The 24,655-nt window shown below is 47.1% G+C and carries 20 protein-coding genes and 1 pseudogene; all 21 read left to right on the plus strand.

The window, feature by feature from the left end; all coding sequences use genetic code 11:
- Positions 1 to 14 precede the first annotated feature (14 nt).
- The 21 genes and pseudogenes from U5R06_10785 (at position 15) to U5R06_10885 (ending at position 24,586) form a co-directional block, all read left to right on the plus strand.
- Positions 15 to 218, plus strand: a complete 204-nt coding sequence (locus U5R06_10785) for a hypothetical protein (protein ID MDZ7723266.1) — start codon at positions 15 to 17, stop codon at positions 216 to 218.
- Positions 215 to 1,039 (plus strand): peptidylprolyl isomerase, encoded by an 825-nt coding sequence (locus U5R06_10790; GenBank protein ID MDZ7723267.1) that lies wholly within the window; start codon positions 215 to 217, stop codon positions 1,037 to 1,039. The genes U5R06_10785 and U5R06_10790 overlap by 4 nt, the downstream gene beginning before the upstream one ends.
- Positions 1,002 to 1,748, plus strand: coding sequence for a peptidylprolyl isomerase (locus U5R06_10795; protein ID MDZ7723268.1), 747 nt, complete (start codon positions 1,002 to 1,004; stop codon positions 1,746 to 1,748). The genes U5R06_10790 and U5R06_10795 overlap by 38 nt, the downstream gene beginning before the upstream one ends.
- 320 nt (positions 1,749 to 2,068) lie before the next feature.
- Positions 2,069 to 3,973, plus strand: coding sequence for a T9SS type A sorting domain-containing protein (locus tag U5R06_10800; GenBank protein MDZ7723269.1), 1,905 nt, complete (start codon positions 2,069 to 2,071; stop codon positions 3,971 to 3,973).
- Between the two features lie 137 nt (positions 3,974 to 4,110).
- A complete protein-coding gene (locus tag U5R06_10805; GenBank protein ID MDZ7723270.1) occupies positions 4,111 to 5,532 on the plus strand; it encodes an MFS transporter in 1,422 nt (473 codons plus the stop codon).
- On the plus strand, positions 5,513 to 6,595 hold the full coding sequence (locus U5R06_10810; GenBank protein ID MDZ7723271.1) for a hypothetical protein: 1,083 nt from the start codon (positions 5,513 to 5,515) through the stop codon (positions 6,593 to 6,595). The genes U5R06_10805 and U5R06_10810 overlap by 20 nt, the downstream gene beginning before the upstream one ends.
- A gap of 12 nt (positions 6,596 to 6,607) precedes the next feature.
- On the plus strand, positions 6,608 to 8,728 hold the full coding sequence (locus U5R06_10815) for a glycoside hydrolase family 3 C-terminal domain-containing protein (GenBank protein MDZ7723272.1): 2,121 nt from the start codon (positions 6,608 to 6,610) through the stop codon (positions 8,726 to 8,728).
- Between the two features lie 19 nt (positions 8,729 to 8,747).
- On the plus strand, positions 8,748 to 10,625 hold the full coding sequence (locus U5R06_10820) for a right-handed parallel beta-helix repeat-containing protein (GenBank protein ID MDZ7723273.1): 1,878 nt from the start codon (positions 8,748 to 8,750) through the stop codon (positions 10,623 to 10,625).
- 229 nt (positions 10,626 to 10,854) lie between these two features.
- Positions 10,855 to 11,676 (plus strand): sulfatase-like hydrolase/transferase, encoded by an 822-nt coding sequence (locus U5R06_10825; protein ID MDZ7723274.1) that lies wholly within the window; start codon positions 10,855 to 10,857, stop codon positions 11,674 to 11,676.
- On the plus strand, positions 11,651 to 12,499 hold the full coding sequence (locus U5R06_10830; protein MDZ7723275.1) for a sulfatase-like hydrolase/transferase: 849 nt from the start codon (positions 11,651 to 11,653) through the stop codon (positions 12,497 to 12,499). Before U5R06_10825 ends, U5R06_10830 begins: the two co-directional genes overlap by 26 nt.
- On the plus strand, positions 12,496 to 13,941 hold the full coding sequence (locus U5R06_10835; GenBank protein ID MDZ7723276.1) for a sulfatase: 1,446 nt from the start codon (positions 12,496 to 12,498) through the stop codon (positions 13,939 to 13,941). The genes U5R06_10830 and U5R06_10835 overlap by 4 nt, the downstream gene beginning before the upstream one ends.
- 525 nt (positions 13,942 to 14,466) lie before the next feature.
- Positions 14,467 to 16,119, plus strand: a complete 1,653-nt coding sequence (locus tag U5R06_10840; protein ID MDZ7723277.1) for a sulfatase — start codon at positions 14,467 to 14,469, stop codon at positions 16,117 to 16,119.
- Positions 16,120 to 16,372: 253 nt separating this feature from the next.
- Positions 16,373 to 17,437 carry a sulfatase-like hydrolase/transferase gene (locus tag U5R06_10845; GenBank protein MDZ7723278.1) on the plus strand — a complete coding sequence of 355 codons (1,065 nt, stop codon included), beginning with the start codon at positions 16,373 to 16,375 and terminating at the stop codon, positions 17,435 to 17,437.
- 16 nt (positions 17,438 to 17,453) lie between these two features.
- The gene (locus tag U5R06_10850; GenBank protein ID MDZ7723279.1) at positions 17,454 to 18,041 is read left to right on the plus strand and encodes a sulfatase-like hydrolase/transferase; all 588 of its coding nucleotides are present in this window, start codon (positions 17,454 to 17,456) and stop codon (positions 18,039 to 18,041) included.
- A gap of 160 nt (positions 18,042 to 18,201) precedes the next feature.
- Positions 18,202 to 18,465: a hypothetical protein gene (locus U5R06_10855; GenBank protein MDZ7723280.1), complete on the plus strand. Its 264-nt coding sequence runs from the start codon at positions 18,202 to 18,204 to the stop codon at positions 18,463 to 18,465.
- 121 nt (positions 18,466 to 18,586) lie between these two features.
- A pseudogene (locus U5R06_10860) lies at positions 18,587 to 19,447 on the plus strand (endo-1,4-beta-xylanase).
- A gap of 113 nt (positions 19,448 to 19,560) precedes the next feature.
- Complete coding sequence (locus tag U5R06_10865; GenBank protein MDZ7723281.1) at positions 19,561 to 21,072, plus strand: T9SS type A sorting domain-containing protein; 1,512 nt, start codon at positions 19,561 to 19,563, stop codon at positions 21,070 to 21,072.
- Positions 21,073 to 21,112: 40 nt separating this feature from the next.
- Entirely contained in the window at positions 21,113 to 22,456 is a 1,344-nt protein-coding gene (locus tag U5R06_10870; GenBank protein ID MDZ7723282.1) for a family 43 glycosylhydrolase, read from the plus strand.
- A 266-nt stretch (positions 22,457 to 22,722) separates the two neighbouring features.
- Positions 22,723 to 22,929 carry a hypothetical protein gene (locus U5R06_10875; GenBank protein MDZ7723283.1) on the plus strand — a complete coding sequence of 69 codons (207 nt, stop codon included), beginning with the start codon at positions 22,723 to 22,725 and terminating at the stop codon, positions 22,927 to 22,929.
- The gene (locus U5R06_10880) at positions 22,919 to 23,248 is read left to right on the plus strand and encodes a hypothetical protein (protein ID MDZ7723284.1); all 330 of its coding nucleotides are present in this window, start codon (positions 22,919 to 22,921) and stop codon (positions 23,246 to 23,248) included. Before U5R06_10875 ends, U5R06_10880 begins: the two co-directional genes overlap by 11 nt.
- A 231-nt stretch (positions 23,249 to 23,479) precedes the next feature.
- Complete coding sequence (locus U5R06_10885) at positions 23,480 to 24,586, plus strand: hypothetical protein (GenBank protein MDZ7723285.1); 1,107 nt, start codon at positions 23,480 to 23,482, stop codon at positions 24,584 to 24,586.
- Positions 24,587 to 24,655: the final 69 nt, after the last annotated feature.

Below are 24,655 nucleotides of genomic sequence, written 5' to 3' on the forward strand. Positions count from 1 at the left end.
TTATGATGAGAACTATGGCAGCTAAACTTTTATATTGTATTTTTTTAATGTTTTTACTTGTCCTGGCATCCGGCTGTGGTGAACAATCAACCGATACAGTTGCACGGGTGGAAGATACGGCAATTACTTATAAGGAATTTGGAGAGTTTTATCGGTATTATAAACCTTATGAAAATCCCGCATTCGAAAGAATTGCAGACCTGACCTTGAAAGGATGATCAACAATCGTCTCAAATTTCTGGAGATGATGGAGCGGGGCTATCATCAGGACCCACGGATTCAAAAGAAAATCAGGATGCTGATCAACAGAAAACTGGTCCATTGGTATTTTGAAACAGAAATTGCAGATGTCTATGTGAACGAATCCTCGATACAACAATATTATAAAAACCTCGGCAAAAAAATACGTTACCGCCAGATTTATCTGCAAAACGAACAGAATCGTGATACATACGAGCAGCTTGTAAGAATTTGTCATTCCACTCTCAAGGGAGCGCCATTCGACAGTCTGGCAAAAGAATTTTCCGAACACCCATCCTCAGCTGAAAAAGGAGGCCTGATGCCGGTAAAACACTGGACAGGTCCTGAGAACAGAAAAGTGCGTACCCTGTTTCAACTCAAACCCGGAAGGGTTTCCGATATTATTGAATACAAAGACGGTTATGTTTTGCTCAAAGTGGAAGAAATAGAAACCGTTGAAAAAAAACCTCTCGCCGAAATGCGCGAAAAAATTGAACAACGGTTATTAACCCTTTACAAACCGCAAATGCGTCAAGCCAATGCAGACAGTATGGCAACCTGTATGGATTCAACCACATTTGAATGGAATGAGAATGCATTAGAACAAATTGTCGAATGGGGAAATGTGGATCCCGACTTTTTTATGTTCAACTCTTCCGATACGTTGAGAAAAGCCATCGAATCCGGTCGGAACCGGGTGGTTCTTGAACACAATGCAGGGATGGTGGATTACAGTGATCTCTCGGCGTTATTTCCGGGATATGAAATCCCTAAAGCTTTTGGAATATCCGGACATTGAGGATTTGAAAAACGCTGTTTATGAATATATGGGGTATGAATGTATGATCCATAAAGCCGGGAAACTCGGACTGGATAAAAATATTTATTATGAACAAGAAATCCGCGAACCGCTCGAGCGCGAGTTGGTGATTCTTTTCAATAAAACCATTCTCCGGGAATCATTACCGGAAATAACCGAGGAACGGCTGTCAGCCTTTTATAATGAACATAAAGAATCCCGATATTATAAAAAGGGCAGAGCTGTGCTGAATGTGGTGAGAGCCGACACCCGGGAGAAAGCCGAAGCCTTGGCTAAAAAACTTCAAGCATTCGATTCCTTCCGGCAGAGTGGTTTCCCCGTACTCATCCAGTCGTTTAGAATGGACAAAGACGGCGAGATCCTGCCCGCGCGCCAACCTGATATTGTTGAATTGGGCCGATATGCGTTCGAAATGCAATCAGGAGAAAGAAAAGGACCGGTAGCTTTTAATCATCCTGAAGACGGCCGACAATTTGCCCTCCTGGAATGCAAGGAAAGGATTCAGGGAGGACAGCTGACCTTTGAACAGGCCAGGCACGGTTCTCTCGAAAAGGATCTGGTGGCCTATCTAAAGCAAAAGAATGAACAAAAGCTGTTAAAGGATTTGAGAAAAAAGTACACCATTCGGCAGTATCCGGAATATCTGGAACAACGACTGCAAGAAAGTATAACAAAAACATCATCCTGATGGTTTTAACTATTGTGTCTGATTCGTTTGAATAAAATGTATCAATGATGTATCAACTTCTTTTCTCTCCTTGCAGTACTGCGAAAAGGGTCCCAAATGAACCCGGCATCAAGGTGTCCGGCAACACTTAAATTCATTGGGACCCTGCAGTATTCAGACTATTGCATTCTATTGCTGCCACATTACTATAAATACAGATTCGGGTCTTTTTTATTCTGAAAGCTTTATTAACAGGTCTGAAACGCATGATGGACAGGATGAACAAAAAGTTTATATTTTTGATTATACTCTGGCAATGCTTGCATTTAAACGCTCAGGAGATGAGTATTACTGTGTCTCCTGATCCGCTTTTTTACATTGACCACAGTCTGTTTGGACATTTTCTGGAACGACCCAGCTGGGGCGGTGAGTTCGGAATTGAGGATGCCATATTGGATGATACCGGTGAGCTTGATCCCAGGGTAATGGATAAAATCAAGGGACTGGAGGTTCCGGTTCTTCGTTTTCCGGGCGGAACGGATGTAGATTACACGGACTGGACGGATATGATCGATTTGCCGGGTCGCAGCGATAGACCGGTATCGATCGGTAATCAGGGTGATACGGTAACCAACCGGTTCGGTTATGATGAATTTGCTGAATTGACTGCTGAACTGAATTGCCGGGTAATTGTGCCCCTGAATTTTTTTGATGCCTATCTCAAGCGTCAGCCCCTGGATTCTGCGGTGCTGCACGCGGCCGGTCTGGTGGCTTATGCCAATGCGGATACAGGACAGGAATTGCCCGCCGGAATGCCCGACTGGCCCGGGATTCGTGCTGCGAACGGGCATCCTGAACCCTTTGATTTTGACTGTTTTCAAATCGGGAACGAAACCTGGGCGCTCTGGAGCTGGAAGCGGAAGCTCGTCGAACAAGCGGGCATCAAAACAAACCGTTATAGCCGTTACATTGAATGTGTACGGCGTTATATTGATATGATTGAGAAAATTGATCCTGACGCAAAAATCATAGCAGATTATGTGGATGACAGCATGATGACAAGTCTGACCGCAATATTAGGTGACCGTATCGATTATTATGTGTTTCACCAATATATGCCCTGGGCGATCACTAACAGTAATATCAGAAAACACGGCCGTAAAATATCCGCTCGGCATTTAACCCAAAGAGAAATCTGGAACGCTTTTGTCAGTGTACCAAATAAACAGGATCATTATTTCATGTCCGAAATAGGCAGTCCGCTCATTGACCTGGCGAAACGTTATGATCTAAAAATAGCATTAACCGAGTGGAACTGGAACGGCTGGTGGCAATCGGTTCCCCTTGTTCCACTCAGATCTCAATACGCGCATGCCGTCGGTGTCGCCGGATTTCTTCATGGCATCATGCGGTCTGCGGATGTTATTGAAATGGCCTGTCAATCCATGCTGGTGGGCAGCAGATGGGGCATTAACGGCATTCGGGTTGATAAACAGAGTGAAACAGAGCCATATTATTTACCGTCCTGTAAAATGACGGCATTTTACGCACAACATCATTGTGATTATCTCCTGAACATGACCATTGACAATCTACCTACCTTTGAACAGCCTCTGAAATTGAGCGGCATCCAGGCAAAGGAGCGGGTGGCAGTTGTGGATGTTCTGCCCACAGGTTCCAGAGATGGAATTGCAATTTTCCTCATTAATCGTCATTTTGATAAACCGTCACGTGTCACACTCGATTTGTTTGAATTTGCAAATCTGGAATCCAAAGGCCGTTTGGTTACCCTGACCGGTGTGCTTGAAAATTCGGATGTCCATCCACCAAAAGACCCCTGGCTTTATGAACAATCGCAATCTATTTCCCTCATCAACCAATCTTTTACTCTCGATCTTTGTCCCCGATCTGTATCGGTGTTAACCTTTAAAGCCAAAGACACTGCGAATGTACTTGAGCGGCCTTGTCCGACAGAGCTGGAATTAAAACAAAATTACCCCAACCCGTTTAATACGAGCTGTTTTTTAGAGTTTTTTTTGAAAAAATCCGGAGATATTTCTTTGAATATCTATGATATCCGCGGCCGCAAAATCCGAACCCTGATAAATGCCAATCATGCAGCGGGTAAATACCGGATTTCCTGGGACGGATTGAGTGATAGCGGTGAATCTGCTCCAAGCGGTGTGTATTTTTATCGTTTGAAAAAAAAGCAAATGATAACCGGAAAGATGATCAAACTGAATTAATCCTGCATCGGTATTACGGTGTACAGATAATATGTAATAGAGTATCAACTTTACTTTGCCATTCCTTTATATGAACGGCAGTTACAACGAGTCAGAAAAAGGATCAGAATCCTAATCTTTAAGAAAAGGAAAAACAAATGAAAGCAAAGAACGGCCGCCTATCCTTTTTTGAAAAATTCGGTTACAGTCTGGGCGATGTTGCATCGAATTTCTATTTTCAAACCTTTATTCTCTTTATAACCTATTTTTATACGGATGTATACGGCATTTCCGCAAGCGCCGTTGCCACTTTGTTTATGGTAACCCGGGTCTGGGATGCGGTTAATGATCCTCTAATGGGCATGATCGCGGACCGCACCAACACGAAAATGGGCAAGTTTCGGCCATTTATTCTGTGGTTTGCCATCCCGTTCGGCATCATAGGCGTGTTGACATTTACCACGCCGGATTTTGGTATGACCGGCAAAATCGTGTATGCTTATGTCACTTATATTTTGCTGATCATGTTATATACGGTGGTCAATGTTCCTTATTCGGCATTGATGGGTGTGTTAACCGAGGACCCCAAGGAACGCACGGTGGTCGCATCATACAGACTGATCGCCGCGTTTGTTGCCGGGATTATTGTACAGGTTTCCGTTATGACACTGGTGCGTAAACTCGGAGGCGATAATGAACAGCTGGGATGGCAATGGACCATGAGCATATTGTCCGGTGTCGCCACCGTGCTCTTGTTTATCACATTTGCCGCGACCAAAGAGCGCGTTGTACCGCTGCACAGTCAGAAAACAACCATGAAGCAGGATTTTGCCGATCTGTTTAAAAATATTGCCTGGGTCTGTATTGCGGTCGTCAGTGTTTTTACACTGATTATGATTGTGGTGAGAAACGGAAGCATTATGTATTATTTTAAATATTATGTAAAGGTTGTTAATTTATCGTTTTTCGGCAGAGAGTTGTCCATTGAATTTGGTACCGCGGCCTCTTCCTTTATGATCATAGGTACGATTTTATCCATTGTTGGTGCCATATTGGTCGGTTCTCTGGCTAAAAAAATTGATAAACGCAAGTCTTATCTCTGGCTGCTGGGCCTGTTTGCCGTGACGTCCGTTGTCTTTTATGTGTTCAGTCCGGATGATTTTATTCTGATGGTCCTGTCTCAGATCATTGCAACGACATCCCTTGGCGCACTGGGTGTATTGCAATGGTCCATTTTCCCGGATACCGCGGATTATTCGGAATGGAAAACCGGACGCCGTGCGACCGGCCTGGTCATGGCCGCTTCGTTGTTTTCCATCAAACTGGGATTGGCACTGGGAGGCTCTATACTCGCGTGGCTGTTGGCGTTGTTCGGTTTCCAGCCCAATGTGGCGCAATCACCGGATACTCTGATCGGCATCAGACTGATTATCAGCGTATTCCCGGCGGTGTTTGCTGTGCTTGCGTTTATTGTCATGTGGCTGTATCCGCTTGATCAGTCTATACTGGATCAGGTGGAAAGTGCACTGCAGAAACGACGACAACAAAAAGGAGGTGCTGATGCTGCAGTCGTGGAATAAAATAAAAAAACGTTTTACCGCACTCTGGAACAATGAAATTATTGATCGTTGCTGCGTGCGAGTGGTTGCCCGTAAAAATAATCAGCATTATCAGGCGCCGCCGCTTCCGGAAAAGTATGGGGAACGAGTGGCTTATTGGTTGGACGGTGAACGGATTCTCGCCCGTGAGACGGAGCGAATTGAAAAAACGTATTTTGCCGGCGAGTCGTTTCCACTCATATTTTCCAATTTTGGCGCGGCAGGGCACGCGGCATTTTTCAAGGGTATTGAAATAGATTTTCAAGACTCTATCTGGATGCGTCCCGCCGAACCAGTCGAGTCCGGGATGCCGTTTACAGTCGAGTATAATCCGGAAAGTCTGCTTTTAAAGAAAAATTTTGAGGTGATGAAATACCTGGTGGACGAGAGCCGGGGACGGTTTATGATTTCCATGCCGGATATTTCAGGAAATCTGGATGCATTGGCGCACCTTCGGCAGTCCGATAATCTGTTAATGGATATGGCTCTGCAGCCACAAGTGGTCCAGAAGGCTTTGAAGGAGATTATGCAGGTCTGGAAAAGCGTGACCCCGGAGCTTTACAGTCTGATCCGCGAAAACAATGACAGAGGCAGCACCATAGGATGGCTGGATACCTGGGCGCCCGGGCTGCACGCCCAGATGCAGTGCGATATTTCCGTGATGATTTCTCCGGATATGTATGAAACTTTTGCGGTACCGGAACTCGAGGAACAGTCAGAGTTCCTGGACTATCCCCTGTACCATCTTGATGGAGCCGAGCAGGTCCGGCATCTGGATCATATGCTCTCTCTTGAAAACCTGAAAATGATCCAATGGACCAATGTGGCCGGCCAGCCTTCGCCGGTCGAATTTATTCCTGTACTGCAGCGCATTCAGCAAGCCGACAAGTCTCTGCTGGTGCGTGTGAGTGATGTAAAGGATATCGAACCGCTCATGACCTCGCTTTCGTCCAAAGGATTATATATTTATGTGGAACCCATGCTGGAATCCGAGAACGAGGCGGATGATATTGTTAAACTGGTTGAAAACTTGACACACGATTAGAGGAGATTTAACGTGGCACACGAAAAATTCAGAGATACTGATACGCCCGCAGATGAAAGAATCAAGGATCTGCTTTCCAAAATGACACTCGAAGAAAAGGTCTCACAAATGCTGCACGAATCCGCCGCCATACCCAAACTGGGTATCCCTGCTTATACGTGGTGGAACGAATGTCTGCACGGTGTGGCCCGCTCGGGACGAGCTTCGGTGTTTCCCCAGGCCATTGGTATGGCCGCTGCTTTTGATGATGATCTTGTTTACAGAGTGGCTGATGCAATCTCGGATGAAGCGCGGGCCATTTTTCACGCAGCCGAGGATAGAAAATCGTTGCCACGCTATAGCGGTCTGACCTTTTGGACGCCCAATATCAATATTTTCAGGGACCCGCGCTGGGGGCGGGGACAGGAAACCTATGGGGAAGATCCGGTATTGACCGCCAGATTGGGGGTTGCCTTTGTGAAAGGGCTGCAGGGCGATCATCCGAAATATATGAAAGCCGCGGCCTGTGCCAAGCATTATGCTGTTCACAGCGGTCCGGAAGGCAACCGGCATCATTTTAACGCGCAAGCGGGGCTCAAAGATATGCAGGAAACCTATCTGCCCGCATTCAAGGCTCTGGTGGACGCCGGGGTGGAGGCGGTCATGTGTGCCTATAATCGCACCAATGATGAAGCCTGCTGCGGCAGTCAGGTGCTGATCCAGGATATACTTCGGGATCACTGGGGATTTGAGGGGCACGTGGTATCTGACTGCTGGGCGATCCGTGATTTTCATGAACATCACAACGTCACGAAAAACGCCGTCGAATCCGCAGCCCTGGCACTCAAGCGCGGTATTAATTTGAACTGCGGAGATGTGTATAAAAATCTGACACAAGCCGTGAATCAGGGACTGGTCGAGGAAAAAGAGATCGATAAATCTCTTGCCTATCTGTTGAAAACAAAGATTAAACTGGGGCTGTTTGATCCGCCCGAAAACAATCCCTATACTCAAATTGGAACGGAGGTTATCGGTTGTGAAAAGCACCGGCAACTTTCAAGTGAAGTTGCACAAAAGTCCGTCGTTTTGCTAAAGAACGATGGCATACTGCCCCTGAAAAAGGATATCCGTTATTTGTTCGTCACCGGTCCCCAGGCGACGTCCACTGAAGTTCTGATGGGAAATTACTATGGTGTGAACGAGAAAATGGTCACCCTGCTGGAGGGTGTGGTGAATAAGCTGGAAGTTGGCAGTTTCATTCAGTACAAGCATGGTTGTCTGTTGGATCGGGATAATGCCAACCCCTTTGATTGGACCTCGGGTGACGCGACCGAAGCAGATGCGACAATCGCATTTGTGGGAATTTCTGCGTTGCTGGAAGGGGAAGAGGGAGAAGCCATTGCTTCGCCGACTCTGGGTGATAGAATTCACATGGATTTTCCGGAAAACCAGATCAAGTTTTTGAAAAAACTGCGGAAAAAAAGTGACAAACCGATCATTGCCGTGGTCACCGGAGGCAGTCCCATGGAAATGCACGAGGTACATGACATTGCAGATGCGGTGCTCTGGGTGGGGTATCCGGGACAGGAAGGCGGCAACGCAGTGGCGGATATTCTGTTCGGGGACGCCTGTCCGTCCGGACGACTGCCCATTACCTTTCCCATGTCTGTAGAGGATTTACCGCCGTTTGAGAATTACGACATGACCGACCGGACCTATCGGTATATGTCCAAAAAACCCATGTACCCGTTCGGGTTCGGACTGAGTTACAGCCGTTTTGAATACTCGAATCTGGAACTGGAAAAAACACAAATCAGCAAAAAAGACAGCGTTCGTGCACAGGTTACAGTTAAAAACACCGGAGATCTGGCCGGTGATGAGGTGGTGCAGCTTTATGTATCCGATGTTGAGGCTACGGTTCGGGTGCCGAACTGGGCGTTGAAAGATTTTCGGCGCGTGTCCCTGGAAAGCGGGAAGAGTCAAAGCGTTACATTTGAGTTAACACCTGATATGTTTTCGCTGATCGATGAAAAGGGCAATCATTTGATCGAGCCCGGTGATTTTCGGGTGTTGATCGGCGGCTGTTCTCCGGGTGAGCGCGGCGCTGAGCTGGGCGCTTGCGAACCGGCTGAAGCGGTCATCACTGTAAAATAACATAAAAAAGGAGTCTTGTATGTTTCGAAAAAAGATATTTTTTTCTATTTTATTAGGATTTTGTCTTGGTTCAGGATATTTGCATACTGCCGCAGGCGATATCGCTCTTCCAGACGGGTCAAAATTTGCTTACTGGCGGGATCAAACCGAATATAGTCGGGTCTATCATGTGAGTCAGGCGCATCCCGAGGCTTCTGATGAAAACAGCGGAACGCGCAGTCGGCCGTTCAGGACCATTAATCATGCGGCACAGGTCGTCAGGCCCGGAGAAAAAGTTGTGGTTCACAGTGGTGTGTACCGGGAAAAGATCGCGCCCAAACACGGCGGTTTGTCATCCCGGGCCATGGTCTGCTATACAGCGGCGCCGGGTGAGCATGTGGTTGTCAAAGGGTCTGTCGTTTTGAACGCTGACTGGGAAATGTCTGCCGATCCGAAAAGTCAAAAAGATCTGCGAGTGCGCAGTTATTCTCATAAATTGTGGCAGACCACTTTACCTCAGGATGTTTTCCCGAACAACTGCAATCCGTTCCTGATACCCAACGCCAGTGATGAGGAAATTCATGCGATGCACTGGGCGCATCAGTGGAAAGGCCGCATACCCTATACCCTTGGGCGCGGACTGGTGTTTCAGAACGGCAGGCGACTGACCCAGATGGGCATTTATGAAGATTTGACGTCATTTCAGGGCACCTATTGGGTGGATACGGAAAATGCCGTTCTGCACGTTCATCCGTTCGGATCGTATCAACCGGATTCCAGCATTTTTGAGGTTACCGTGCATCAACAGTTGTTCAAACCCGAAACCATGGGGGTTGGATATATCAAACTGCAGGGTTTCATCTTTGAACATGCCGCCAATGGTTTTCCACGTATCGGGACAGGTGCGGTTTACGTGAATAACGGACATCACTGGATCATACAGAATAATGTGGTTCGTCAGGTCAATTCTGTCGGAATAGAAACCGGAGCGCGTACGGCTGAATATCGCAGTCTTGATGATTCAGGCGCGGAACGCAGACGTTCCCGCGATCATAAAGGCGGATTTATGATCCGGGATAACGAGGTTTATGAATGCGGCACCGGCGGCATTCAGGGACATACGGTGCGGCACTCTCTGCTTGAAAACAATCATATTCATCATATCGGCTGGCAGGATGTGGAGCGATACTGGGAATGCGCCGGCGTCAAATGGCTGAGAAGTGAGCATAATCTTATTATTAACAATTATGTACATGATATCGAATCCGCCTGTGCGATCTGGCTGGATTGGGATAACCGCAACAGCCGGGTGACCCGAAATGTAATTCATGACATTGCCCCCTGTTATAACGGCGCTGTTTTCATTGAAGCGTCCAAGGTTCCGAACTGGGTGGATCATAATATTATTTGGAATGCCGACTGTATTGCAATCTCTTTATTCGATACGGACAACGCCCGGGTGATGCATAACCTCATCGGCGAGTCGAGAAATCCGGTGACCGCAATGATCAACACAGACCGGTCTCTGGACGGAGAGCCGCTGACATCTCTTGATAATTTGATCCGTAACAATATTTTTTACAACGTGCGGGAGCTGCCTATGATTAAGAATCCGCAGAATATCTGCGACCGCAATATCTATGTGGATCATAAAGGCAGACTCGATCTTGACCGCTGGTTTGAACAGTGGGAATGCGGAGGATCAGTAGAGCAGTTTGAGCTGCAGCTTTTACCGTGTACTCTGGAGTTAATATGGATGGCGGATGTGCCATTACCGGGTGTACCGATAGAGTCTGGCATGAGTATGGATATGACCAACAGTGAGAGACAGCATCCCACGACTGCGGGCCCTTTTCAGATAAAGGTGAACGAACGGGTGAAATTCTTATTAAATGATATTCTTGAACTGACCGAATGAATGTGATGGCTTACATGAAAGTTAGGCGGCAGTTTTATGTCCGGATTATATCCATGTACCAGCGGCTATTTCGGGTATGATTTTGTGGAGGATCACTGGCGCAATAATCCGACCTTGAAATGAGCGGTCACATTTATGCAGCATTTCCGCAAAAGTGGTTATAAAGTCTATCGCGCCGGCAAAATTGCTCATTAAAGCGACTGGTGTGTAATAAAAAAAGAGGTGTCATATGGAATCGCGTAGATCATTTTTAAAAAAATCTTTATATTCCGGTGCGGCATTATCCGCAACAGGTCTGCTGTCTGTGTGCAGTGGCAGGAAAAAACCGAATGTGCTGTTTATCATTTGTGATGATCTGAATGATATGGTTGAGGGTATGGGAGGCCATCCTCAGGTAAAAACCCCCAACATCAAGCGTCTGATGAACAAAGGCAAGACATTCCTGAATGCGCATTGCAATTCGCCTCTGTGTGCGCCGTCGCGCGCCAGTATGCTGTCGGGATTGTATCCGCATACATCCGGTTACTATCGTATCCGCAACAATGAGGGCGACTATCTGGACTGGTGGGACTATCCGGTGCTCAAACAATCTCACACCATGATGCAGCATTTCAAAAATTATGGCTACCATGTGATGGGAGCGGGCAAAATTTTTCACCAACATGAAGAGGATTATTCGCATTTTCACGAATACGGCCCCAAACACAGCTGGGGACCCTATCCCTGGGACGGCAAAACCGAGAAAACCGGCTGGGGCGGCGCCGAGAGTTATCCCGGTAATTACGGATCGTTTTCCATTGACGCCAATTATGCCCGCTTGAGTAATATTCCCGAGATCCTGCCCGATCCGGAAAAAGGGATTCCCGGATATAAAGGTTGGCGTTTGTATGGTAAACCGTTTAAATACAACGGACCGGATGACCGCGATTTAATGCCGGATGAACTGAATGCCAAGTGGGCCGGTGAAAAACTGGCGAAACAGTATGACAAACCGTTTCTGATGATGGTGGGTATCAACCGGCCGCATGCTGCCGCTTTTCGCGCCCGATGAGTTTTTCGACTTGTACAAGTTGGATGAGATCGAACTGGTTAAAATAAAAAAAGATGATTTGAACGATATTTTTCCACAGGGAAAAGAATCCTACACATCCAATACGATCCACTGGGGCTTTATGAAATACGAACGATTAACCCGAACCGATCGGGATCAGGCTTTGCGCGAGTGGACCCAGGCCTATCTTGCCAATGTTTCCTTCCTGGACGCGCAGATCGGGAAAATTCTGGATGCCCTGGAGAACAGCCGATACGCGGAAAATACCTTGGTCCTGTTTACCAGCGACCACGGTTATCACCTGGGTGAAAAAAACTGGTTGTTTAAAAATTCTGTCTGGGAAGAAAGCACACGTGTGCCTTTTGTGGCAGCCGGGCCCGGTCTTGAAGCCGGCAGTGAATGTCGGCAGCCGGTATCCTTGATCGATATATATCCCACATTAACCGATTATTGCGGTCTGCCGGGTAATCCACATGCACAAACTTCCGGATTTGAACTTGACGGCCAGAGTCTGGTCCCCTTGTTCAAGTCGAAACGCCCCGATGAGTTTGATGACTATTATGCTTTGACCGCTGTTGGCGGATTGAATCAGACAGAGGATACGCAAGTCAAGCTAAATCGCTCCCATTATACCCTGAGAACGGACCGGTATCGATATACCCGTCATGGAGACGGCATCCGGGAGTTGTATGATCATCGCAACGATCCCCATGAATGGAACAACCTGGCCGGCAAGCCGGAATATAAGGATATCGAGAAACAACTGTCTGAGCGACTGCAATCGATCGTCTGGAATAATAAAAAGCCGGATTTTGGTTTATGAAAAGGCGACAATTCATTAAAACTGCTGCTTGGGGATTAGGTCTGGCTGGTTTGGGCGGCTATTGCTGTTCTATATCCGTACGCCCGAATATCCTGTTCATAGCTGTGGATGACCTGAGACCGGAACTCGGCTGTTACGGCGAATCACATATCATTTCACCCAATATTGATAAACTGGCCAGAGAAGGGGTGCGGTTTGAAAACTCTCACTGTAACGTGCCGGTTTGCGGGGCTTCCCGCGCGAGTCTGTTGACCGGTGTGCGCCCCTCGCCTCAGCGATTCATTTACTGGCATACCTGGGCGGACAAGGATCTGCCGGGGCATTTGTCGCTGCCGAGATATTTAAAGCAAAACGGATATCACACCATTTCCAACGGCAAGATTTATCATCATCGCACAGACGATATGGAAGCCTGGAGTGAGGAACCGTGGCATCCCAAAGGTGACTGGTTTGATAAAGGATATCTGGCTGAGGAAACTCGGGAAAAGATCATCCCCAATCCGCGCTCTGACCAGCCCAGTTCGACCATCGGTCCCGCCTGGGAGACGGCGGATGTGGATGATTCCAATTATCCCGATGGCAAAATTGCGGACAAATCCATCCGGGATTTGGAAAGACTGGCAAAGTTGGATCAGCCCTTCTTTTTGGGCGTGGGGTTCAAAAAGCCGCATCTGCCGTTCAATGCGCCCAAGAAATACTGGGACCTTTACGAACATGATGAAATTCAACTGACGGAGAATTCCTACATTCCTGAAAACGCACCGCCGGAATCGATTCACAATTCACCGGAATTGCGTTACAATTATTCCGGCGTACCCGAAGCCAAACCGCTTCCAGACGACTACGCTAAATGGCTGGTGCATGGGTATCAGGCCTGTGTAAGCTACATCGATGCCCTGGTTGGACGTGTCCTGGATAAATTGAAAGCCCTGAAATTGGCGGACAATACCATCGTTATCTTTTGGGGGGATCACGGCTGGAATCTGGGTGAGCACACCATGTGGTGCAAACATTGCAATTACGAGACTTCTTTGAGCGCCCCGATCATCGTCAAGGCGCCGGGTATGGAGAGTGACAGGGTTTCAAATGCGCTGGTCGAATTTGTGGATATTTATCCGTCACTGGTTGAACTCTGCGGACTGCCGATACCGGAACATTGTCAGGGCTCCAGTTTTGTACCGCTGCTGAAAAAACCGGATCGGGAATGGAAAAAGGCCACATTCAGCCGATATCATCAAGGCAACACCGTGACCACAGAGCGTTTCCAGTACACGGAATATAGAGATATGCAGACCGATGAATTTTTGGCGCGGATGCTCTACGATCATGAGCGCGATCCCTATGAAAATATCAATGTGGCGGAATCGGCCGAGTACAAGGAAAAAGTTGAACAGATGGCCGCGCTGCTGCAGGAAGGCTGGAAACCGCATCAAAGGCAATAGCTGAACACGGGTATGATTCAGGAGGTTATATGTCAATCTATTTTGAGGAATGATTGAAGGTGCATTCGGGTATTTGCTATTTAAAGATATAATGCGAAATAGACAAATTTTCTGATTATAGACGAGGATTACATTTGAGAGAAACAGGTCCCTAAATCAAACAAGACCGGCTCGAAAGAATGAGTAAAGACGGTTTTTATAAAATTTCAATATGCATGTCATGCAAGAAAAGTGAAATGTATTTACGAAATATGAAATTTGTATTATGTTTATCTCTGGTTCTGTCTTTACATTGCTTTCACCAGCCCTCATTGTACAAAAACAAACGGGTTCACGGGTATGCTCTGATCTGGCACACATCTATATGTTTTCTGTTCTGGCAGCAGACAGGCTGTCAAGTGAGATGTAACGGATATTGGAAAAGAGGATTAACAATGATACCGGAGATCAAAGGCAGAGCACACACCAGCGAGCGGGTGCAGGTCGATTATCTCGAATTTTAACAGTGGAAAGCGAGTAACCCTTATGGTCAACCGACGAGAATTCATCCGCAAAACGGCAATGGGTTTGACAATGTTTGGATTGTTCTCAACAGTCCAGAGTCGTACAGTCAATCAACCGAATGTTTTGTTCATTATTTGCGACGATCTTAACGATTCCCTGGAGAAACTGGGCGGACATCCTCAGGCAGTAACACCGAACCTGAAGAGCCTGATGGATAAAAGTGTGCAATTTAATAACGCCCACAGCAATGATCCGATCTGCGGACCGTCACGCGCCAGTTTCCTGACCGGAATCTATCCGCATACCAGCGGCTATTTTGGATATCAGCAGCAGCAGAATCACTGGCGCGATAATGCTGTGTTAAAGAACGCGCGCACGTTTATGGAACATTTCGGGGCGCATGGATACAAGGTTTACGGAACAGGCAAGATATTTCACAATGATCATGAGGATTGGGGGGTATGGAAAAACGGATTCGGCATCAAACCGACGTTCGGTCCGGTGGCCTGGGACGGCGGTTTCTGGGATGGACGGGAGGAACGGGGTACCCATGATCATGATATGGGCCTTGCGCTGCCTTCGGTGACCGAAAATTGTCCGGAGGTACAGCGAAAACTCCGCTGGTACAACAGTTTTGGGTCTCTTGCCGATGTTCCGGAATACTTTCCGGACCCGGAACATAGCGTCCCGGGATTCAAAGGCTGGATGTGTTACGGCAAACCGTTCCGATATGTGAGCGAAACCGACCGCGATCTGACACCGGATGAAAAGAATGCGGAATATGCCGTCGATATTCTGAATCAAAATCACAGAGAACCGTTTCTGTTGTGTGTCGGTATGAACCGTCCGCATACTCCACTGCACGCACCGCAAGAGTATTTTGATATGCATCCCCTGGAAGATGTCAAACTGCCGCCGTATCTTGAAAATGATCTGGCGGATTGTGCCAAAGCATTGTACGATCCGTCCACGACCTGGACGACGGACACGGGTTTCAAGAAATTCGAACTGTTGCAGACCTGTGACAACTGGAAACGCTGGGTTCAGGCCTATCTGGCCTGTGTCAGTTTTGTGGACGATCAGATTGGCAAAATATTAGTGGCGTTGAAAAAAAGTGCCTGTGCGCATAATACTGTCGTTGTGGTGGTCAGTGATCATGGTTATCATATGGGCGAAAAGAATTATACATTCAAGAATACACTGTGGGAAGAATCCTCGCGAGTGCCGTTGATCATTCACAGGCCGGGAATGAAAGATGCCGGCATCTGTACTCATCCGGTGTCCTTGATCGATCTGTACCCCACCTTGTGCGATATCTGCAAGTTGCCGGAAAATCCCAATGAAACCGGCAACGGTATTCAACTGGATGGGCACAGTCTGGTGCCGTTCCTGGAGAATCCTAATACCGCGGACTGGAATGGACCGGATGTGGCATTGACGTCAGTGGCCAGTAATGACCGATTGGAACCTGATCAGCCGGGGGAAATTGACCGGCAGCATTACGCGGTGTGGTCGGAGCGCTATCGATATATTTTGTGTAACAACGGCGAGGAGGAACTGTACGACCATAAAAAGGATCCGCATGAATGGCATAACCTGGCCGATGATCAAAATTATGGAAAAATCAAAGCCAACCTGAAAAACAAGTTGAATATCTTCCTCTCGTCAAAGTAAAGAATATTTGATTATGTAAACACGGAATGCATATATGAACCGATGTCACTTTATCCGAACCGCTGCTGTGGGTCTGACGGCCACAATGTTTTATTAATTCGGAAAATCGCGCCACCCGAATACTGTTATTGTCGTGGTCGATGATGTGGGATTTTTCGAATGCAATTTTTTACAAAAAAGAATACTTTGAATATAAACATGGGCCCGGGAGACGGTCTGGCCCTGAAATTAAATTATGAATACAGGAGTAATTATGGAAACAAGACGTCATTTTATCAAACAAAGCGCAGCCGGATTGGTTTCAGTCCTGGCCCTCAGTCAACTGAATTGCCTGATGACGGCAGGTAGACCAAAGAATGTATTATTTATCATTTGTGATGATCTGAATGATTCCCTTGAAAATTTGGGCGGACATCCTCAGGCTGTAACACCTAACTTGGACCGGCTGATGCAAAAGAGCGTCCGGTTTACCAACGCGCATTCCAATGATCCCATATGCGGACCGTCGCGTGCCAGTTTTCTCACCGGCATTTACCCGCACAAAAGCGGTTATTTTGGCTACAAACAGCAACAGAATCACTGGCGCAAAAATCCGGTGCTAAAAGGGGCGAAAACATTTATGGAACATTTCGGCGCGAACGGTTATGATGTGTACGGAACCGGGAAAATATTCCATAATGGTCATGAAGACTGGAGCGTTTGGAAAGAAGACGACGGTTTTGGCATTGAACCCACATTCGGGCCGGTGGCCTGGGACGGCAGTTTCAAGCGCGGCACCCATGATCACGATCTGGGTCTGGCCCTGCCGTCGGTGTCCAAAGATTGTCCCGACGGGCCGCAAAAATGGCGTTGGACGTCCAGTTTCGGATCGCTGGCCGATGTCCCGGCATACCCGCCGGAACCGGAAAAAGGCATTCCCGGATACAAGGGCTGGATCTGTTTCGGCAAACCGTTTCATTACGACGGACCGGATGACCGTGATCTGATGCCGGATGAACTGAACGCACAATGGGCATCGGCAATTCTGGATAAAAAGCACGACAATCCGTTCATGCTCTGTGTGGGCATGAACCGTCCGCACTCCTGCTGGCACGCGCCGCAGAAATATTTTGATATGCATCCGCTGGAATCTATCCAGCTGCCGCCTTTTCTTGAAAATGATCTGGAAGATTGCGCCAAAGCCCTGCGTCCTCCGGCAAAATTCTGGGCCGATTCCGGCTACCGTAAATACGAACGTATTATGCGCTGCGGCGGCGTGGACAACTGGGAAACGCCTGGCAGTACAGGCGTATCTGGCTTGTGTCAGTTTTGTAGATGACCAGATCGGTACGATCCTGGATGCACTGGAGAACAGCCGCTATGCCAAGGATACTTTGTTGATCGTCACCAGTGATCACGGGTATCATATGGGTGAAAAAGAGTATATTTTTAAAAACACCTTGTGGGAGGAATCTTCGCGGATTCCTTTGATTATTCATCTGCCGGGGACGACGAAATCCGCAGAAATCTGTCAGCATCCGGTGTCGCTTATCGATTTGTATCCCACCATGAACGATATATGCAGTCTGCCCAATGATCCCAATGCACCTGGGAACGGACAGCCGCTGGACGGTTACAGTCTGCGTCCTTTTTTATCGGGTACACATACGGACGAATGGGAGGGACCTGAAGTGGCGCTGACTGCGATAAGCAGTGATATACCGCGTGAATTTTATCAGCCGGCGGACATTGACAATCAGCATTATTCGATTCGTTCCGAACGCCTGGCGCTAATATTTTGTGCAACAATGGTGAGGAGGAATTGTACGATCATGAACACGATCCACACGAAGTGGAAGAATCTCGCCAATGATCCGGAATATGCGTCAACAATCAAAGCCATGAAAGAAAAACTGATTGCCATGGTTGGTTTGAACCTTTGAATTCAAGATATGTCTTGACAACCGGGTTGGATCGCGGCTCAAACCATAATAAATTAACTTTTTTTGTAATAAAAAGACCGGGCTCGACATCTTTTAAGAGAATAATACCAAAGCGCGGATTATTGATTCCTCTTTTACATCGACTCGATCACAGGTGATCATGGACCTGAGTCAAGCCTATTATTTGGTCACTGAAAACGTCAGACGAACCATAACATTGAAAGAAAAAGATGTGTTTGTTCAGGATGATCTGCAGGGTTTATCCGATGGCGATAGCGTAAGATGGGGAATGCTGACCCGTGCGGATATTAAAGTAATGGACAATCAAGCTGTCTTGTGTCAGGATGGAAAACAGCTTTACGCCACAGCTCTGCAACCGGATAATGCATCGTTCGTTGTATTGCAACACCAGGAAATCCGGTGATCCGGATGAAAACAAACAACACCTCAATGTGCTGTTTGTCTGCGTAGGCGACCTGCGTCCCGAATTGGGGTGCTATGGAAAAGATTACATCCATTGCTGGAAAAAGGAAATACAGGATTATATGAATACAAATACATTAATAACGGGTATAAATCTATGTTGCCTGTTGCTCTGGACAGCTAATCTTCGGGCCGAATTGCCGGAACCGTCCGGAAGACGGATCAAAACGATTTTGAAAGAAAAGTATCAGAATCATAATATTCTGATTGGCGCAAATATGCGGACTGCTTTTATCGGAAAAGAATCCGGGAACCTTGTTGATCGTGAGTACAATTACATTGTTACCGCAAATGAATTCAAGCAATCCCGTATTCATCCCAACAATAAAGAATGGGATTGGAGCGGATCCGATGCATTGATCCGGCATATGCATGAGCAAGGCCAGTCGATGCGCATCCATGGACCTATGAGTCCGCAATGTTCCAACTGGGCCAAAGATGACAGACGCACAGCCGCTGAATTGGATACAAATATGACAGAGTTTATGACCAAACTCTGTAAACGCTATAACGGCACAGCGGGTGTGTTGTATATGGATGTGATCAACGAGGTGATAAATAACGGCAAGTGGCATACGGATAAAGCCGGATATGACTGGGAATTGCCCTGGTTCAGGATCGGACAGGATACCAACACAATCAAAACCCCGTTATATATTATCAAGGCTTTTGAAATTGCTCAACAACACGCGCCGAATATAAAACTCGTCATTAATCACAATTCCTGGTCACCAGCAGACTGGGACCTGCTGAAAAAATTGATCCATGACTTGAGGAGCAGGGGGCTTCGGGTAGATGGCCTGGGCTGGCAGCAACACGTAGAAGTGGGCTGGGATACTGAACAGCATCTCGCAGAATTGGCGGATCTGATTGACTGGTGTCATGACAATGATCTTTCGTTTCATATCACCGAAGCTGATGTTTTTCTCAAGGAAAGTATGTTTATAATCCCGATACCAATAGCTGGATTGTTGACAAAGTCGATCGTGAAGATTTCGAAAAACAAGGGGATACCTATTACCGTATTTTCAAAACCATGTTTGATAAACGTGAGCAAGGTATGGTTGCCTATCACACCTGGCATGTGGATGACGGGCATGGATGGCGACCGTACTGGTATCCTTCTCTTTTTGATACGACGTTTGCTGCAAAACCGGCATATTACGCGATTCAGGGTGTTCTTGAAGGCAATACTTTATTGCCGCCCACTAATTTTATGATTAGCGCGCTTCAGGAACACAGCTTACATTTGGACTGGTATCATTATCCCTTTCCCGAGCTGGCTGGTTATCACATTTACAGGTCAATGGGATCTGATGATCATTTTACGCGAATAACGGATGACCTCGTTCCGGAATCAGAATACACAGATTCATGCCTAATTGCCGGGAAAAGTTATTATTATCGCATAATCGTTTTGGACAGCATGGGTCATGAATCAAATTATATCCAGACACTTGGCAAACCCTGGGCTACCTCCCTTGCGCCTCAAAAACCTGCAGGCCTTGATGGCAGAGATGACAATGCTGTGGTTTTACTCAATTGGAATGCCAACTCGGAATCGGATATTCTTGGATATTATATTTCGAGATCAGAGCAATCTGGCGGACCCTATACCAGCCTGGATACATTGGTTAGCCATACAAACTTTATTGATACTAAATCTGAGATTGAAAAGACGTATTATTATGTCATACAGGCTGTTGATTCGACAAAAAAGGTTTCTGAATATAGTGCTGAATTTATGGTTTCTGTTCAGCCTACCGGCCAGGCTCCTTTTGGAGACCGTCCCTTTAGTATACCGGGGACCTTGTATCCGGGACGGTATGACACCGGTGGCCAGGGCATTTCATACCATGATACGGATTCTGTGAATGTTGCCAATAATGACTTTCGCGCTGATCAGGGTGTGGATTGCAGTGAGAATTGGGTCGCCTGGGTTAATGATGGGGAATGGCTTGAATACACCGTGAATGTGACGAAAGAAGGATATTATGATCTGGATATTCAATATAAAACGCCGAATGATGGTCGGTTTATCCGGATATATTTTGACTGGATCGACAAGACCTGTAGGATTGATTTGCCGAAAACCGGTGAGGAATGGAATTCGCGTCTGGCGGTAAAAAAGGTAACTTTCAGGGATATTCACCTGAAAGCCGGTATCCAGATTATGCGCTTTGATATGGGACCGGGCCAGTATAATTTGGGCAAATGTGTGTTTACTCCCGCTCATACGGCGTCTGTTACAGGAAGTCATGCCGATGTGTCCCGCTATGTGCTGTATCCCAATTATCCCAATCCTTTCAATCCGGGCACGAGCATTCGGTTCAACCTGCCACAAACCTCTCGTGTCGAACTGGTCATATATGATGTGCTCGGGAGGGAGGTGAATAAACTTTTGGATCAGAACATGATGTCGGGCATGCATCACGTAATATGGGATGCAAGGGACAAGAATGGAAAAAAGGTTGTATCCGGTTTATATTTTTGTCGGATGCGAGCCGGGGCATCTGTCAGGATACAAAAAATGATGTTGATGCGTTAGAGCCGCAAATTAAACTAATTCAGGAACTCGTGAGGATCGTATGCAGCTTTATCGTTTTGGAATGGTGTTATTAATAATCGTATTGGTTATATCCGTTACCGGACAGGACTTTGATTATGAATCAGCGGCAGCCGGTAATCCGTTGATACCGGGTTATTTTGCTGATCCCAGCATTGTCCGAATGAATAAAAAATTTTATATTTACGCCACGACGGTTTCAAAGTATATGGAGCCTGTTGTCTGGGTGTCAGAGGATTTGAAGCACTGGGAGGTTCATCATCTTGGCATCACCGGAGAACACCGGTTCTGGGCGCCGAGCGTATTAAAAGGCAGAGACGGCAGGTATTATTTATACTATTCAAGCGGATTCGATTTCAAGTGTCATTTATACATAGGAGAATCACCGCTGGGTCCTTTTAAGAAATATGGAAAAGTGGAAGATGGTTTCGACCTGCAGATTTTTCAGGATCCGGTTACCGGTAAGGTTTACGGAATATCTTCCAATCCTGAATCACGTCCCCGTCTGGTAGAGTTTAACAGCGATCCGGAATCCGCAGATTATCTGAAAAACGTAATCCGGGTCATCGGTGAACCGCAGGGAAGTTTTTTCGATTATACAGAAGGATCTATGCTGCTGTATCGGAACGGCTGGTATTATCTCATGTATTCGGGCGGCAAATGCGGTGATGTGACCTATAGAATTCACTATGCAAAAAGCCGGAATATAGAGGGACCCTATATCAACGCACCTGATAATCCGATATTAAAATGGATGCCGGAAAAAGATGTCTTTGGTCCGGGACATCATTCCGTTTTACAGCTGGACGATGAATACTTTATTTGTTACCACAGACAGGATAAATGGGCCGCGCCCACCTGTTCCGAGCGTCAAGTGTGCGTTGACAAACTCGAATTTGATGAACAGGGCTGGATCAAGCCGGTTATCCCGACGCACAGGGGTGTGGATTTTACCGCATATGTTGATGAAAAAGAACATGCATTGCGGAATTTGGCATTTCAAAAAATGGTAACATCTTCCGGAAACCTTGTTCATCATGAACCCGCTGATGCTGTGGATGAAAATTTTGCCACGTTCTGGCAGGCCGGCGGCAGCGGTCATCTTTCAGTGGATCTCGAAAATGTATATTCGATACAAAAGGTTCAGCCTTTTTGGGGTCATTATGATTATTTTATCCTCTACAAGATAGAATATTCAACGGATAATCGAACCTGGAAGGTATTGGTTGACCGCTCGGTAAAGGCTCAATTGGCTGCGGCTTCCGTGCAGCATGAGCGCATCGATGCCCGGTATATCCGGGTGAACGTCATTAGAGGCGGAGGAGCCGCGGCAACATTATACGAGTTAAAAGTGTGGGGGAATTAACATGACGGTCTTGAGACGGCGGGTATGGCATGGCGAAAACAAGTTTGAGCTGCTTTCGGTTCCAAGTCCGGACGCAGAGGACGAAAAAAAACGGCAAAACTGGGATGAAATCCGCTGAATCCGTAGAATTTTTTCCCGGTATAAAACAGTTAGTCAGGACTATAATGATAGAAACCATAGAGGTTACAAAAAAATAAAAAAACGCAATTCTGTTATGCACTCTGATTGTTTGCGTTTTGTTCTGCTCTCAAAACACAAAAAAGGACGTGGTCAAACCGCAGGTTGTCTCCGGTCCGCGGCCCGACGACCGTTACCCGATTCCTTATAACCCGGTGACCTATAATCAGCACGTTAAAGCGCCGCTGCCCGGACTCTCTTACTGCTTTCATATGACCGACTGGGACAAAGACGGCCTGATTGATATTCTCGGACTGGCGCGGCGGGCTGCGGTTTATCAAAAACGTGGGCAGTAAAAAGCAGCCGCTGTTCCGGTCTCTGCAGCATAATGGCAAGCTGCTGGAAAGCGGGCCCATGACGCGCTGGTTTGCGATTTATGATCTGGATAACGACGGCCAAACCGAGATCATGGCGTTTGAACTCAATGATCCGGCCGAAAATGATTCCATAGTTGCCCTGCGGATATACAAAAACACCGGAGTACTGGATTCGCCGCAATGGCAGGTCTCTGAGGCTGTGACCATTCAGGACTTTTATATTGACGGGCATAAAATTACCCATGCCGATGAACTGGACCTGTTTATTAAACAGGCTCAGGATGTGGTTATCAAATAGTTTGTTGTGAAAATGTGGTCATTTTCACGCAAAGTGACAGTTCACATCGATTGTTCCTGGAAGCTCGTGGGCGCACCGTTGCTGATTAATTACGAAGAGCAGGCAGTAACCAATATCCTGAAATTTGTTTTGTGAGACCAGCGGAAAGTTCAGGCTTATCAATCGAATGTTGACTAACAGGTGATGAATTTGTATTTTTTTAAAACTCTTATTTAAGAAAGGATAATACCTATGAATACTCTGAAATCAATACTGCTTATGCTACTTGTTATTGCTGTATCACCGATAAACGCTCAAAAATACCTGGACTATCAGCTGCGTCTGGAACCGGTCTGGTCGCGGGTGGCGGATGCGTTGGGTGAACCCGGATCCGTGGAGAGCGCCGAGTTTTCGCCGGACGGCAAATATATTGTGAGCGGCACAAAATATGACAATTCCGTGATCATGTGGCGTACGTCGGACGGAGCGGAACTGTGGCGGCAGTACACACTGGAAGAAGTGGAGCGCGTCGGCTGGTCAGCGGACGGTCAATACGTGGCCGCGGCCAGTGAGGATTTTCTGGTGACTGTATATGATGCGGAAAGCGGCGAGGTGTTTAAACTGTTGAAACACACCCAGGGTATAGACGGACTCACCTGGTCGCATCAGGGTCATCTGCTGGTCACCGGCGAGGAAAAGCAGGAACAGGACGACGGCACGACCCGGGGATGGATACGCGTGTTTGATATTTCCCGGGACAAAGAGATTCGTAAACTGAATTTCGGCAATACGGTGAACGAACTGTTTTTCACAAACGACGACCGTTACCTGCTTGCCGTGGGGCACGGCGCGGTTAAAGTATATGATAGCCGGGACTGGTCCCTGGCACAGACTCTGAAACCCGATTATTATGTGATCTTTACCAGCGGTGTGTTTTCACCGGACGGCAAGTATGTGTTTGCCGTCGGACAGGGCGGCACCTCGCGCGGCAATGCCTATTTGTGGAACTGGCGCAGCGGTGAGCTGCTGAAAATGTTCAACCACACCGGCAAAAAGATCGAGTCCGTATCCTGGCATTCCAATGGTGATTATATCGCTCACGCGGGACACGATCCGTATATCTATGTATACCGGGTGGCGGATATTTTGCGCTACGGCAATGACCACATCCCGGTGGCGCACAAAGTCTGGGCGAGCGATCATGCGGAATTTGTCGATTTTAACACCGACGGCAGTTTTCTCGTCAGCGCTCATCAGAACGGTCTGATCAAACTCTGGGTCTGGATGGGTGAAGAATCCGATTTAAATGCCAGGCGTCACAGCTGGATCGGAACACAGCAGAAGGACGCCGGGAATTAGAGGTGATTGACCCGAATTAAAAACGTGATCGCGCAGGGGTTCAACCCCTGCGCGCCGAATTTCCGGAGA

The organism is candidate division KSB1 bacterium, assembly GCA_034521575.1.
In the GTDB taxonomy this organism is placed as follows: Bacteria; Zhuqueibacterota; Zhuqueibacteria; order Residuimicrobiales; family Krinioviventaceae; genus JAXHMJ01.

Coding starts and splice junctions, on each gene's coding strand:
- U5R06_10885 (MDZ7723285.1), top strand. CDS start 23,480: ATGAATACTCTGAAATCAATACTGCTTATGCTACTTGTTATTGCTGTA.
- U5R06_10810 (MDZ7723271.1), top strand. CDS start 5,513: ATGCTGCAGTCGTGGAATAAAATAAAAAAACGTTTTACCGCACTCTGG.
- U5R06_10855 (MDZ7723280.1), top strand. CDS start 18,202: ATGGACCTGAGTCAAGCCTATTATTTGGTCACTGAAAACGTCAGACGA.
- U5R06_10870 (MDZ7723282.1), top strand. CDS start 21,113: ATGCAGCTTTATCGTTTTGGAATGGTGTTATTAATAATCGTATTGGTT.
- U5R06_10790 (MDZ7723267.1), top strand. CDS start 215: ATGATCAACAATCGTCTCAAATTTCTGGAGATGATGGAGCGGGGCTAT.
- U5R06_10825 (MDZ7723274.1), top strand. CDS start 10,855: ATGGAATCGCGTAGATCATTTTTAAAAAAATCTTTATATTCCGGTGCG.
- U5R06_10795 (MDZ7723268.1), top strand. CDS start 1,002: ATGAAATCCCTAAAGCTTTTGGAATATCCGGACATTGAGGATTTGAAA.
- U5R06_10800 (MDZ7723269.1), top strand. CDS start 2,069: ATGAGTATTACTGTGTCTCCTGATCCGCTTTTTTACATTGACCACAGT.
- U5R06_10835 (MDZ7723276.1), top strand. CDS start 12,496: ATGAAAAGGCGACAATTCATTAAAACTGCTGCTTGGGGATTAGGTCTG.
- U5R06_10830 (MDZ7723275.1), top strand. CDS start 11,651: ATGCTGCCGCTTTTCGCGCCCGATGAGTTTTTCGACTTGTACAAGTTG.
- U5R06_10840 (MDZ7723277.1), top strand. CDS start 14,467: ATGGTCAACCGACGAGAATTCATCCGCAAAACGGCAATGGGTTTGACA.
- U5R06_10820 (MDZ7723273.1), top strand. CDS start 8,748: ATGTTTCGAAAAAAGATATTTTTTTCTATTTTATTAGGATTTTGTCTT.
- U5R06_10785 (MDZ7723266.1), top strand. CDS start 15: ATGGCAGCTAAACTTTTATATTGTATTTTTTTAATGTTTTTACTTGTC.
- U5R06_10805 (MDZ7723270.1), top strand. CDS start 4,111: ATGAAAGCAAAGAACGGCCGCCTATCCTTTTTTGAAAAATTCGGTTAC.
- U5R06_10845 (MDZ7723278.1), top strand. CDS start 16,373: ATGGAAACAAGACGTCATTTTATCAAACAAAGCGCAGCCGGATTGGTT.
- U5R06_10865 (MDZ7723281.1), top strand. CDS start 19,561: ATGTTTGATAAACGTGAGCAAGGTATGGTTGCCTATCACACCTGGCAT.